7 protein-coding genes are annotated in these 14,418 nt (G+C 38.9%); 4 read left to right on the forward strand and 3 right to left on the reverse strand.

Annotation, left to right across the window (positions count from 1 at the left end; genetic code table 11):
• The first annotated feature begins 506 nt into the window (after positions 1-506).
• The 3 genes from JFC07_RS09225 (at position 507) to JFC07_RS09235 (ending at position 6,518) form a co-directional block, all read left to right on the forward strand.
• Positions 507-3,371, forward strand: coding sequence for a UvrD-helicase domain-containing protein (locus tag JFC07_RS09225; protein ID WP_198328900.1), 2,865 nt, complete (start codon positions 507-509; stop codon positions 3,369-3,371).
• Between the two features lie 314 nt (positions 3,372-3,685).
• Positions 3,686-4,870 (forward strand): hypothetical protein, encoded by a 1,185-nt coding sequence (locus JFC07_RS09230; protein ID WP_198328901.1) that lies wholly within the window; start codon positions 3,686-3,688, stop codon positions 4,868-4,870.
• A 46-nt stretch (positions 4,871-4,916) separates the two neighbouring features.
• A complete protein-coding gene (locus JFC07_RS09235; RefSeq protein WP_198328902.1) occupies positions 4,917-6,518 on the forward strand; it encodes a hypothetical protein in 1,602 nt (533 codons plus the stop codon).
• Positions 6,519-6,743: 225 nt separating this feature from the next.
• Here JFC07_RS09235 and JFC07_RS09240 read toward each other — a convergent pair whose 3' ends face one another.
• The gene (locus tag JFC07_RS09240; RefSeq protein WP_181717135.1) at positions 6,744-7,265 is read right to left on the reverse strand and encodes a P-loop NTPase family protein; all 522 of its coding nucleotides are present in this window, start codon (positions 7,263-7,265) and stop codon (positions 6,744-6,746) included.
• Positions 7,266-7,429: 164 nt separating this feature from the next.
• Between JFC07_RS09240 and JFC07_RS09245 the strand changes: the two genes are divergently transcribed.
• A complete protein-coding gene (locus JFC07_RS09245; RefSeq protein WP_198328903.1) occupies positions 7,430-8,062 on the forward strand; it encodes a recombinase family protein in 633 nt (210 codons plus the stop codon).
• Between the two features lie 249 nt (positions 8,063-8,311).
• Here the strand turns inward: JFC07_RS09245 and JFC07_RS09250 are convergent, their stop codons facing one another.
• Both JFC07_RS09250 and JFC07_RS09255 read right to left on the reverse strand, forming a co-directional pair.
• Positions 8,312-13,618 (reverse strand): tandem-95 repeat protein, encoded by a 5,307-nt coding sequence (locus JFC07_RS09250; protein ID WP_198328904.1) that lies wholly within the window; start codon positions 13,616-13,618, stop codon positions 8,312-8,314.
• A 570-nt stretch (positions 13,619-14,188) separates the two neighbouring features.
• Positions 14,189-14,418, reverse strand: a 230-nt coding sequence (locus JFC07_RS09255; protein ID WP_192529735.1) for a transposase, incomplete at its 5' end; no start/stop codon positions are given.

Raw genomic sequence — 14,418 nt, forward strand, 5'->3', positions numbered from 1 at the left:
TTTTATATATATAATATATACTATATAAAAATATCCACTCAGTGTATCCTTTGCAAATTGTGTTCTATCATATCGATAAAAAAATATGTAAAGCTCTGAACATACAATCATTTCCTGTAATTGATTTTATAAAATATTGTTTAGTTTTTTCAATTAGCTTATATTGGCTAAATACTTTAAAAAGAATATTTTAAACACTAGAAATTTTAGTTTGCTTGCTAATGTTATAGAGAAATATAAGATCACTATAATTCTAAAAAAAATGCGCTTATCTAATTTTCAACCCTTCGGTAAAGAAACAACAGAGATACAACTTGATAAGATAACTTATTTAATCAGCCCTAATGGTTCTGGAAAAACTCTGAATATTAGAGTTCTAAAACCTGTACGATTACAGACATAGAGCTCACTACTGATGATGTAATTTAAATACAGTTTCGTGTTTAATTATTAAATATATATTTTAAAAAATAAATAACCATACACAATAATTTTTAGGTATAAAAATGACAGATATCATTACTGTTAAGCAGCTAAATTTCAATCTTTTAGGTAGGTTTTTTGGTAATAAGAGTTTAATGCTGACAGAACAAGGTCTGTCTTTAGAAGCTAAAGGACGCGCGAAAGAGCTTATATCGTTCTCTGAGGCTCAAAAATTCGTCTATTTAGAAGGCGGTATTTTTGGTGCAACGCTATACGTCTTTGACGGAAAAGACTTTAAGGGACACAAGTTTTTATCCAAAACAGATGTCGTAGCATTTGTAGAATCTGCCAACAAAAAAATTGCCCATGGCATACAGCCTCGCCTTATAGACTCAATCGACCTTTTTAACGCCCAAGTGCTGACTCTCTATCCTCGAGGGTCTCGAGTAGAACAAATCAAATCTATAGCGAGTGAGTTATTACCCTTTTACAAAGACACAAATACGCCTTGGCACTATTTCAACAATCCTAATTTGCATAATGATATTCAGACTATTTGCGACCAACATCCTCTTACACAAGAAGGATTAGGCGCCTATCATGAAACCTTCAATTTAGAACAAAGAAGATCATTTTTTGATAACGTAGAGTCCAACCCTCTAACCCATGAGCAACGGCTTGGCGTACTGCGCTCCAATGATAAAAACATGGTACTTGCGGCAGCTGGTACAGGAAAAACATCCGTTATGGTTGCTAAAGCTCTAGATCTTATTGATCGTGGCCTTGTCGTACCATCTGAAATATTAATACTAGCCTATAATAAATCTGCGGCTGAAGAGTTAAAACAACGCTTAGCTGATAAGGCAAATAATGCGGGTATAGAGCTAATGGAACACCCCCAAATTTCAACCTTTCATGCATTGGGTCGTGGCATTTTAAGAGAGTCTGGCATTCCTACCTATATGAGTGTTTTGACTGAAGACAGCTTAAAATTAGATATGTGGGTGACAAACTGGGTAATAAGTTATTTGAGACAGAATCCAAAACGATTGCTTAGTTTCATCTCTTTGTTTCCAGAAGCTGTAAATCCTTTCGACTTTAGCACTCAAGCTGAGTATGAGAACCACATTAGAGACAATGAATATAGAACCCTTAAAGGTGAGCTGGTAAAGGGTTATCAAGAACTGAAAATAGCTAATTGGTTGGCTTTGCATAAAATACCTTATGAGTACGAAGCGCCTTATGTGAGCAAGCGGCGAATTGATGTAGGTTATGACTATCAACCTGATTTTCATATTGCTAACTCTAATATTTATATCGAACACTTTGGTATTGATAGACAGGGAAATACGCGCTCTGATATCAATAAAAAAGACTATAACGAGTCAATAAAAAGCAAACGTAAATTGCACGATGAGTGCAGCACCATCTTAGTAGAGACCTTTCATTATGACTGGGTTGAGGACGCGTTAGAAGAGAGGCTTGAAGAGCGGTTAGCAGCTGTTGGAGTGATTCCAAATAAAAAAGCTCTAGATGAAACCTTAAATGAGCTACTTGTAGAACTGTCTGATGGTAAGCAGGTTGCTACTTGGAGCAAGATGCTGGTTAAGTCGTTACAGGCCATTCGGTTTGAAAGGCTAAATGAAAATGACATATTTGATCGGCTAAAAAAAGCTAAGATATCTCAGCCAAAACAAAAAACACGCATTTTGAATGATTTACATGAGGCGTATGTTGAGGAGCTTGCAGCGAATAACTCTATCGATTTTGACGATATGATCATTCGTGCTATTGAGGTTATAAATAACAATAAATACAAACCTAAATGGAAATATATTTTAGTTGATGAATTCCAAGACATATCAGCTTCTCGCATGGATTTTATAAACAGTATTATTGCAAAGGGCCCTGATCCTTCGTTGACAGTGGTTGGTGACGACTGGCAGTCTATTTATAGATTTGCAGGAGGTAAACTTGAGCTGACTACTAGATTCAATGAATTGGTAGGGCCTCATAGCCTAACTATGCTTCAAAAGACTTTTCGCTATAACAATAGCATTGCTGATACTGCAGGCAAATTTGTTATGGAGAATCCTGAGCAATATAAAAAACATATTCAAACGCATGAAGTAGTAAATGAGCCACAAGTCTATTTGTTAGATGATGACTCTAGCAAGGAAAACGGTTTATACAGTAGAGTGCATGAGGTGGTCAATGAAATTAGAGAGAGCGACCCTAACGGTTCAATAGCCGTCATTGCAAGGTATAACTATCTGCTCAAAGAATCGCGTGACTTTTTGGGGAAAAAAGATTCGAAAGGTATTAATTTTTGGAGCTTTCATAAGTCAAAAGGGTTAGAAGCAGACTACTGCATCTTAATTGGTTTTTTCCAAGGAAAGAGTGGCTTTCCTAACGGGAATCGTGAAGATGCTATCCCTGAAGCGCTACTTCCAACATTAGATCCGTATCCTCATTCTGAAGAACGACGTTTGCTGTATGTAGGTATCACACGTTGTAAAAAGAAATCTTATATTATTGCAAATCCGACTTCACCATCAGAGTTTGTCAGTGAATTACTTAAACCTAAATACGATATCAATATCGTATCTCAAGAATTTCAAGAGCATAATAGGAAAATATTCAAATGCCCTAACTGTGCAGATGGCTATTTACGTCTAATAAAAGGCAGATATGGTGATTTTTACGGCTGTAGCTCTGGTAAAGGCTGTAAGGTAGGTAAAGCACGCGTATGTAAAGAGTGTGGTGCACCCTCTGTTGACAGAGAAAATGAGAGTAGATGCAATAATATAGAGTGCGATAACTCAGCAAAAATCTGTAATAAATGCGGTCGCCCTATGAAAATGCGTGATGGTAAGTATGGTAAATTCTGGGGTTGTAGCGGTTTTGGTATTTCTGGCGATCAATGTAAAAATACTATAAAAATATAATAAATAAAAATTCTGTCTAGTCACTCTAATGCATACCTACTAAGGCGTGTCATCAATTAACAAGGTTACATTAGAATAATCTATACCTATGGTTAACCGATCGGGCTCTTTCATTAGTTCGGTTCCACTAATGAGGACTCGAAATCAACGTCATTGACGCTTTTAAAGATACCATTTTTAAGAGAAATTCAGCAGCAGTTATTATTACGGATAGTTGGCTAGGTGAAGACTTAATCTGGTCATTGTTGAACTAGTTCCACTCGTTCCGAAACAGCTGAAAACATGAACTTTAGTTATCAAGCAGAGAAAATGATATGTCCGAAGGATTGACTGAATCAGAAAAATTTGTGAACTCTATATGTGAGAGAGCTTTTCTTAATCTTTGGACTCATCCAAATCCGATTGGAAAAAAAGAAAAAGAGCTTTGCGATTGCTTAATTGTCTGTGGTAAACACATCGTCATCATTTCTGTAAAAGATATTAAGTACAAAGATACAGGGGATGAAGCAGGCTTTAAAAGGTGGACTAAGGCTGCAATAGATAAATCGGCTTCTCAAATATGGGGCGCTGAAAGATGGTTGAATTCTTCAGTTGAATTCACTAGGCACGATGGCCGACAAGTCGAATTGCCTCCAAAAGAAAATCGAATCGTACATCGAGTATCAGTATCACTTGGCTCACAGCGTAAAATACCAACACAGTCAGGTGATTTAGGAAATGGTATCGTGCATGTCTGCGATGAGTTCAGTCTTGGAGCAATTTTTGGTCTACTGGATACGATCACAGATTTTGTTAATTTTTTGACCGAAGTTGAGGGTTTAATAAAAAAAGCTATTATAATTTTCAGCGGCGGAGGAATAGAAGATTTATTAGCAATTTATTTGTTAAACAACTATTCATTCCCTTATAAAGAAGCTGACCTGCTAATAATTGACGATACAGTTTTTAAAGGATTCATAGACTCTGATGACTATAAATCTATGCAGGAGTCATATAAGGATTCGTATTTTTGGGATAAGCTAATAGAGCACTTTATTGGTGATCTTCTTACAGACGGTATGTTTGAATATGGCGCAAATCAGGTCACTGATAGCCAACACGCTCTTATCCAAATGGCTTTCCAGCCCCGTAGTCATCGAGCAAATCTAGTTGATGCCTTTTCTGAATTTTTGCAAAAACCAGAGTTAAAAATTGCTGCAAGAGTAGTACTGGCACACCAAAACACAGCATTTGTATTCCATTTAGGGCCAAGTAGTGATCGAGAAGCTCGGGTTCAAGAGCTAGGGTTAAGGTGCTTAGTTGTTAGAGGTCGACTTCCCGATGTCAAAATTGTAGTTGGTATTTCCAGAGATAAGCTAGGCCCGTCAGTGGATGGTTATTCTCATGATATTGTTTATGTGGACATTCCAGAATGGGATGATGATTTCGAAGAACAAGTAAATAAAATACAAAAAGAGCTAGGCTATTTTGAAAATGCATCTTGGGCTAAGAGGCCATAAAATGCTTAATAAGACGCTACTTTAGAACAAGGAAGGATTTTTAAATATGTCACAAAACCTTTTTGAAGACTTTATCGATTTTTTATCTAATAAGCACGGCGAAGAACTTTGGGTCACCGTTTATAAGCGCGAGCCGATCAACAATACAGCCCATGATGGCACAATGTATTGTGCACTTGTTAAGAAAGAAAAATCAGAACATACAATGGAAAGGCCTGGCTGGGATTTGATGGTAGGTAGTGGAGGGCCAGGTTTTAGTATGTCATACGAGGATGGTGAAGAAATTACTACTTACTACACTGATCCAGACGATGACTTTTTGAGACCAGTTCTGGTTCGTGACTTTCACGGTAGGAAAGAAGATTACATTGAAATACTTGAAGAGTTCCGCCTTTTTCATAATTTATACCATGATAATGAAAGTGGTTCATTTATTAGTTTTGACGAAGTGGGTGACGAAGTTGAAGTAATAAAGGTCGAGCGCAATGAAGTAAAAATTCGAAGGCGATACTTGCGCTCTTTTATGGCTGCCCGTCAAATGAACCTACTCCTATATTTTGAGCTTACTCGGCACTACCGTGAAAGCGTTGCCTTTTCTGATGACATAAAGAATGAGTCACTTGTATATACGATCTATTCGGGTGACTCTTATTCGGATGGATACACATCTTTTTCTAGGATATTAGGAAAAAAACTAATTAGATGTGAGATAGTGGAAAAGTGTGGCGTATGGCCATTTGAGCAAGAGAAAGAATATCAGAATTTCATTATTGGTGGTGATACTGATGAACCTGAAATATTTTCTTGTAACCCTGATGAATTAGCTAATTATTTTGGTGCCAATCCAGATTCTCCACACTACTTAACGCCTGTATTTTTTCGAAAGGAAGTTATGCAGAAATATTATAGTTCTTCCGACTATAAAATTACAGATGGGTATTTAGATAGAACAGGCGCGTGGAGATTGAGATTTGACAATAACTCACCAAATCATGTGTCAGTATTTTTAGGTGATCTAGGTCAGGACCTACCTAGCAAGGAGCAGGTTTATTGGAAAAGCTTTAATTTAATACCCGATGAAAGAAAAATAAGTAGAACAAATTTTGAGCGGAGTTTTCTAGGCAATTTCTACGATGCAGAAAACCCAGAGCACAGATTTAAGCAAAAATTTAGAGATATTCAGGAATATTGGAATAAAAAATACGGGTGGTATCTTTTCTTACCGCTTTCAATTAAAGATGAGCATTTTTATGAGTCTATACGATCAATGCTAACCAACGATCAATCAGAATTTGATGCGCAAGTGCTTGCTCTTACAAAAGCAACTATAGACTCGATAAATGTTAAGTCACTTAGGGATCACCTCGAAGTAATAGATAAGTCGATCAAATCTATATCATTAATGGAAGTTCTTCTTGAAAGGTTAGAATCTCAAAATTTATCCGCTCTATCCAGTCTGCTGAGAGGAGTTCAATCGGTTAGATCAACTGGTGTTGCGCATAGAAAAGGCACCGAATACGAAAAGACCATTTCCAAGCTGAAAATTAATGATGGGGATTACTCTTCTGAGTTTGATCAGCTTTTATTGGGGATGCTCTTTCTTTTTGATGAGATTATGAAATTAGATTTAGGGCGTGACACCAATTAGCACAGATATTTCAGGCTAAGCTATACCTATAGTGAATCAATCAGACGCTCTAAGTGGTTTGGTTCCCTAGTGAGGACTTGAACCTTCGGCTGTAGGTTAATGTTATCAAGGTTTCAACTTACGGAAATAGTCACAGTGTACTTCGTAGTGTACCTAAAATACATATTCTATCTGTGATCGGTGCGCTATAAAGGTATCGAACAGCCAGCTTTCTATAGGTAAATGTTATAAACTTTTCAAAAACGTTTTAGCCTCAATGGGCTTAGTAAGCTCAATAAATTTAATATGCTGGTATTGAGGTTTGTTTATTAACTGACGAACCTTTTTACGATTTTTCTTATGCGTTGTGATCGTCCACCAAATAATAGATTTTTTGGAAAACAGTCTTGTTAAGCTCTCTACATTATTGGTATCCCACAGCTTCTTTCTACTAATAGTCCTAAATATGGCACGCCTGAAAGCACGAGACAACACTAATGGAAACGAATAGTTCAGCCAAATGACGGTGTCGATATCTTTCCATTTTATAGGTATCGTCCGACTATAATTGCCATCTAATACAAACGCTGGCTTATCTAGCGCCTTTTCAATATGTGTGATAAAGGTTTCATCATCAACATGCTCCCAATCATCCAGCCAAAATAATCCGTCCATTTCAACATATGCACAGTTAAGTTTATCTGCTAGAGCTTTGGCAAACGTAGATTTCCCTGAACCTGATGTACCTAACACGTTGACTCTTTTCATGGTTATATTACCTCAAACAATTATGAATATTTCAGCAATATTCGAAAAAAGGCACGTAGTATACCCTAAGGGAACCACCTATTTCACCCTTCAAACCTATTAACAGACCACTTAAAACAGACTGCTATAATGGAACCACTTATAACAGACTATTTTAGGTGTTTATGTTTATTAGAGCGTATCTACGAGCGTCTACCAAAGAACAAGATGCTAAGCGTGCTAAAAGCGAGCTCATAGCATTTGCCAACGATCATGGCCACAAAATTGCTGCCTTCTATGTCGAAAACGAATCAGGAGCTATCTTGGTGCGACCCAAGCTTATGCAGCTGATTGAAGATGCTCATAAGGGCGATGTGATCTTAGTTGAGCAGATTGATCGCTTGGCACGTTTGAACCAAGCTGATTGGGATACGCTCAAAAGAATGCTATCAGAGAAAAAGCTCTCTATCGTATCAAAAGAGCTGCCGACCTCATATATGGCGCTTCAACCTGAACGCAGTACAGAATTTATGAGCAGTGTATTGCAGGCCATTAACTCGATGATGCTGGATATGCTCGCAGCCATTGCTCGAAAAGACTATGAGGATCGCCGTAACCGTCAGATGCAAGGTATTGCTCGTGCTAAGGCAGAAGGTAAGTATTCAGGACGTAGGAAAGATACGGAAAAGCGCAAGATCATCGCTAGTCTGCTCAAATCAGGTCATAGCTATTCTGATATTCAAAAAATGACCAAGTGCTCACGGCATCTGATCGCTGATGTAGCCAAGGAAAGACCGAAGATGCTCAGTACTCATTAAGTGGTTCCACTACAGCAGTCTACTATGAGTAGTCTATTAATTGATTAATGAGCCTTTTTAGATAGTTCCGCTGGGATATACCCAAAAAATAATAATATTGTTATGGCTCTCTTTTATCTTAGCTCCCAATTTCTTAGGGATGATTACCCCTGGTTATTAGTCCGAAATATTTATGCTCAAAACAAAAAAAGCAGGCGATGATTCATCGCCTGCTTTTTACTAATATATTACAGTTGGCCTCGCACAAAATCACATGATATGGAACATAGCTTCTGTTTGCATATCATTAATATCTTGAACATGCATCATAGTAAAGTCTGCCGCCATAGCTGTATTGTCAGTTGCTCCTTCAAAGACTGATGTCACATTATTATCAGAAGATGGAGTAGCATTGCCCACATCTGTTTGCTCAAAAATTAATTCATTACTATTCAAATCAAGTAAATCGTTAATGCTAGGCAGCTGTATTTGTGGCGAGTCGATGAGCGTCTCCATTTGACCGACACTGCTATCGAAGCTAAGAGATAGATTAGCGCTACTATCATAATATGTATCTGTATCATTAACTAGATCAATAGACTCGCTAAAGTAATCATTTTCGCTATCATCATCAGAAGAGTCTTCCGCTTCATCGAATGACATCATGCTGCGAGCATTACTATTACCATTATTTACCATGCTCTCGATATATGCTCTATCCCACACGACACCATTATCAAAATAGATGTTATCGACACCCCATGTGTCAAACTGGTTACCCAAAGTTATCTTACCCCCTGAGTTTGATATCTCTAGACTTGAATCTTTTCGAGTCAAAACAATATCAGACGGATCAAATCCTTTTAAATCCAACCTATTAGAACCTTCAGTATCTAAAATCTGGACCAACGAATTATTTGAAAAGGTTTTAGCATCTATAATGTAAGTGTCATCTCCTGCTCCACCATTAAATTCATTGTAACGAGAGGAGGAATTGCCACCAAAAATTAAGGTGTCATTACCTGCCTCACCATACAAATGATCACTGCCACCATTAGAGATTAATATATCATCACCACCGCCACCGTAAATATAATCGTCGTTTACACCGCCTTTTAAGGTGTCATTGCCATCACCACCATATAATAAAGAGTAGTCACTAGTAGCTGTAAAAATATCATCCCCGTCAGTACCGACCCATTTTTGACCCGTCATTGCCTCTATAGTAGCTCTATCCCACACGACACCATTATCAAAATAGATGTTATCGACACCCCATGTGTCAAACTGGTTACCCAAAGTTATCTTACCCCCTGAGTTTGATATCTCTAGACTTGAATCTTTTCGAGTCAAAACAATATCAGACGGATCAAATCCTTTTAAATCCAACCTATTAGAACCTTCAGTATCTAAAATCTGGACCAACGAATTATTTGAAAAGGTTTTAGCATCTATAATGTAAGTGTCATCTCCTGCTCCACCATTAAATTCATTGTAACGAGAGGAGGAATTGCCACCAAAAATTAAGGTGTCATTACCTGCCTCACCATACAAATGATCACTGCCACCATTAGAGATTAATATATCATCGCCATTGCCGCCATAAATGTAGTCGTTTCCAGCAGAACCTTTAACGATATCTATAATATCAGCAGACTCAAAGTATTCAGAAGCATTAGACATAACGAAATCTAAGGTTGTACTGTTCCCAGCAATATCGGACGCTTGGATTTGATAGTTACCCTCTGCAAACGGAATGTTAGTGGCATTAGCGATAGGAACCAAAGTACCATTTTCTAATTTAAAGGCTTGTAGCGTGTCTTGGTCTATGTCTGCATTAACTTCTAACTGATTAGTAGCAGTGTTGAAATTTAAAATATCGCCTAAGATTGGAGCAGTAGTATCGATAGTGATGTCTTTTACGGCAGTAAAGCTTTCATTAAGTGCTTCATCTGTTACTTTTGCTCTAAAGCTGTAATCACCCTCTATTAAGTCAGATGCGATTCCGTTTGCCAAAACCTCCCAAGTGATGCCTTTATCGGTTGAGTATTGATACTCAACTTGGCTACCAGCTTCATTGTCCTTCACTGTCAAATCAAACGAGCGATCAGAGGTGATACCATCATCCTGAGATATACCGGTATCTTCAAAGCTATTGAATACTAACTCACCAGGCTCTGGAGGCGTCACATCTGAGGTGATATTGATCCCATAGTGACCAGCTTGCTTAGTATCTAAATCAATAACCTTCACATAGAAATCTTCTGCCAGCTTTTGAGCCTCTAAACCCAGATCGGTACGGTCTGAACGATAAGTATAAGAACCATCAGCTGCCAAGGTAAGCTTACCGTTATCAGTATCAACAGTAATTGGGCTCGCTGCCGGATTACCTGTTTGGAATACAAGCGACTGTCCATCTACTTGGATTTCATAATTCTGAGGTGTACTGATAGTGCCACTTTCATCGGCGAAGATATTACCTGTGACTTCTTGATAACCGGTAAAGTCAGTATATTCAATATCTTTAAATTCAGTGACATTAAAATCAATTGATGACCCTGATGAATAGACATATAAGTCCAAAGTGTATTTACCTGGTGGCAAAGTACCTGTACTAAAATCAATCAAGTAACTATTTGATCCTACTGATGAAATGCTACCCTTGCTTGAAGACGAGATTCCTGGACCTTGAAGAGTGTAGCTATAGTTCCCTTGAATAACATTAGAGCCATTAGTAAGCTGCAGCTGAGGCATCCCGTTTTGACCAGTTATTTCAAATTCTATAACCTCATTTATATAAGAAGTCGTCTGTTTTTCCACTACTGCTTGCTGCTCACTAACAACATTAGTTTCAAAGACTTCTTGTAACTCAAAGTTAGATTTTTGGTCAAATGGAGCGACATTCACATTGGCAGTCTTAGTAATGATGCCACCATTACCATCGCTAACAGTGTAGGTGAAGCTGTCCTCACCTTTAAAATCAGTATTTGGCGTATAGCTGTAGCTACCGTCTTTATTGACTACCACGGTGCCATTAACTGCCTCAGTTAATAATGTATAAGTAAGCGTATCACCATCAACATCGGTGGCTTTGGCGAGCACACCTGTATCGACGATATTTTCAGCGACACCAATAATGCTATCTTCTGATACTGGCGCATCATTGACATTAGCCACGTTAACCGTAGCGGTTTGGGTGATGACACCACCTTGACCGTCATTGATGGTATAGGTGAAAGTGTCTTTGCCATTAAAATCAGCGTTTGGCGTGTAGGTATAGCTGCCATCTTTACCGATAACAACCTTACCATTGGCAGCACCAGTAGCGACGGCATAGGTCAAGGCATCGCCATCAGCGTCAGTGGCGGCTTCCAGTTTGCCGCTAACAATGGTGTCTTCAGTCGCCGCAATGATGGTGTCTTTTGAGACGGGCACATCATTGACAGAAGCTACTGTGATGTTGGCGGTTTTAGTAATGGTTTCAGTACCATCAGTGACCGTATAGGTGAAACTGTCTTTGCCATTAAAGTTGGCATTAGGCGTGTAGCTGTAGCTGCCGTCTTTACCGATGATCACTTTACCGTTGGCGGCATTAGTGGCCAGCGCATACGTAAGTGCATCGCCATCAACGTCGGTGGCTTTCGCTAATAAGCCTTTAGCAATAGTATCTTCAGTCGCTGCAATCGTAGTATTGGCTGATACTGGCGCATCATTGACATTAGCCACGTTAACCGTAGCGGTTTGGGTGATGACACCACCTTGACCGTCATTGATGGTATAGGTGAAAGTGTCTTTGCCATTAAAATCAGCGTTTGGCGTGTAGGTATAGCTGCCATCTTTACCGATAACAACCTTACCATTGGCAGCACCAGTAGCGACGGCATAGGTCAAGGCATCGCCATCAGCGTCAGTCGCCGCTTCTAGTTTGCCACTAACAATGGTGTCTTCAGTCGCCGCAATGATGGTGTCTTTTGAGACGGGCACATCATTGACAGAAGCTACTGTGATGTTGGCGGTTTTAGTAATGGTTTCTGTGCCATCAGTGACGGTATAGGTGAAGCTGTCTTTACCATTAAAGTTGGCATTTGGGGTGTAACTATAGCTGCCGTCTTTATTGACAACTGCCGTACCGTTTTTAGCCGCTGAGGCGATGGCATACGTAAGTGCATCGCCATCAACGTCGGTGGCTTTCGCTAATAAGCCTTTAGCAATAGTATCTTCAGTCGCTGTAATGATAGTGTTCTCTGATACCGGTGCATCATTTACTGCTGCGATATTAACCGTCGCGGTCTGGGTAATGACACCACCTTTGCCATCAGTGATGGTATAGGTGAAACTGTCTTTACCATTAAAGTTAGCATTCGGCGTGTAGCTGTAGCTGCCGTCTTTTCCGATAACAACCTTACCATTGGTCGCATTGGTTGCGATGGCATAAGTTAAGGTGTCGCCATCAACGTCAGTGGCGGCTTCCAGTTTGCCGCTGACAATCGTGTCTTCTGTGGCAGTAATGATAGAGTCTTTTGAGACGGGTAGATCATTAACAGAGGCCACAGTGATATTAGCCGTTTTAGTAATGGTTTCAGTACCATCAGTGACCGTATAGGTGAAACTGTCTTTACCATTAAAGTTGGCATTAGGCGTGTAGCTGTAGCTGCCGTCTTTACCGATAACAACCTTACCATTGGCCGCACCAGTAGCGATGGCATAAGTTAGATTATCGCCATCAACGTCGGTGGCTTTCGCCAATAAACCTTTAGCAATAGTATCTTCAGTCGCTGCAATCGTAGTATTGGCTGATACTGGTGCATCATTCACTGCTGCCACGTTAACCGTAGCGGTTTGGGTGATGACACCACCTTGACCGTCATTGATGGTATAGGTGAAGCTGTCTTTACCATTGAAGTTGGCGTTTGGCGTGTAGCTGTAGCTGCCGTCTTTACCGATAACAACCTTACCGTTAGTAGCAGCAGTAGCTAGCGCATAAGTTAAGGTGTCGCCATCAACGTCAGTGGCTTTCGCCAATAAGCCTTTAGCAATAGTATCTTCAGTCGCTGTAATGATAGAGTCTTTTGAGACGGGTATTTTATTAGCAGGTGTCTTTGGTGAATCATCACTCGAACCACTACTTAGAGCCGCAATCCCTAATGCAGCCGCGCCGAGTGAACCTAATAAGACACCATTACTAATACCTCCAATGAACGAAGTATCGCTGAGCATTTCCGACACAAGTGTTGTATAAGAGGTTTCTGAAGCGATTTGTGATGTTACACCTGTTTCAGAATTCACATAATCAAACTCAACAAAGCCTGAATCACCAACTGTACCAAGCTGAATATTATCGGTTAGATAGTAATCCTCAATAGTAAGTAACGTTTCACCATTTTCATCTGCAATTAGTAAGTCGTCATCTACTTTTTTAGCTTTTAGCTTTTTAGCTGGTAGACCTGTTTTAGCTTCTACTAGGCTAATTTTCATGCCTTCTTCAGCAGCTATTTTAGTAGGTTTATTGCTATTTAATGCTTGATTAATCAAGTTGACATTATCTTTTTGCACGGCAAGTTGAATTGTTTGTGTCATTAGATATCCTTAATAAATTTTCTTATAGAGTAAGAAAGCTTGTTTATGCGGAAAAGGTTTTGTTTTAGGTAGGTAACACTAACTAACAATACTGATACTATCTTAATCTACATTAGTTTAATTTGATAGTGAAATAAGAATAAGGTTCTCGGCTTCTTATTTGATTAATAACTAAAATTATAATTTGTTTAATAAACAAGTATTTAACCCCACTCTCAACTTATTTTTCTAAGGTATTGGTTTACTTAGTTTTTAAAATTTCAGTTAAAACAATTAGAATTTTAAATTCTATAAAAATCAAAAGCCTACGATAAGTTGAGATTGGCGTGTATTTAATGAAGATTATTATGAAATTTAGAGAGTGTGATGAGTACTAAGAGTCCGATTGATAGCTATTTAGGAGTTTCGGAAGACGCTAGTGAAACAATGCCATTAGTGCGTGCTCATACGGCTATGTAAGATAAGAGGGAATAGTCAAGATTATGTTGTTTCTATAACAGACGTTATGGTAAATGAGCTGCTAATGAATAACATTTCTCGAGCCCATCCCGAATTCTGTGTAACTGCCATTTAGATTAAATGCTTACTAATACGATCATCAAACATAATCATAAAGCGATTCAGAGCAGACGTCCAGTTACGAATAGGCATCGACCACTTTTTGGATGCCTGCTGGGTGGCTAAGTACACCACTTTAAACGCTGCCTGATCAGACGGGAACACCTTACGCTTATTCACCGCCGTTCGAATCACACTGTTTAGCGACTCTATCGCATTGGTGGTATAGATCACTCTTCTGA

Source organism: Psychrobacter faecalis, assembly GCF_016107575.1.
In the GTDB taxonomy this organism is placed as follows: domain Bacteria; phylum Pseudomonadota; class Gammaproteobacteria; order Pseudomonadales; family Moraxellaceae; genus Psychrobacter; species Psychrobacter faecalis.

Bases quoted from the DNA above. Each gene is read 5' to 3' on its own strand.
- JFC07_RS09225 (WP_198328900.1), top strand. From the start codon at position 507: ATGACAGATATCATTACTGTTAAGCAGCTAAATTTCAATCTTTTAGGT.
- JFC07_RS09235 (WP_198328902.1), top strand. From the start codon at position 4,917: ATGTCACAAAACCTTTTTGAAGACTTTATCGATTTTTTATCTAATAAG.
- JFC07_RS09230 (WP_198328901.1), top strand. From the start codon at position 3,686: ATGTCCGAAGGATTGACTGAATCAGAAAAATTTGTGAACTCTATATGT.
- JFC07_RS09250 (WP_198328904.1), bottom strand. From the start codon at position 13,618: ATGACACAAACAATTCAACTTGCCGTGCAAAAAGATAATGTCAACTTG.
- JFC07_RS09240 (WP_181717135.1), bottom strand. From the start codon at position 7,265: ATGAAAAGAGTCAACGTGTTAGGTACATCAGGTTCAGGGAAATCTACG.
- JFC07_RS09245 (WP_198328903.1), top strand. From the start codon at position 7,430: ATGTTTATTAGAGCGTATCTACGAGCGTCTACCAAAGAACAAGATGCT.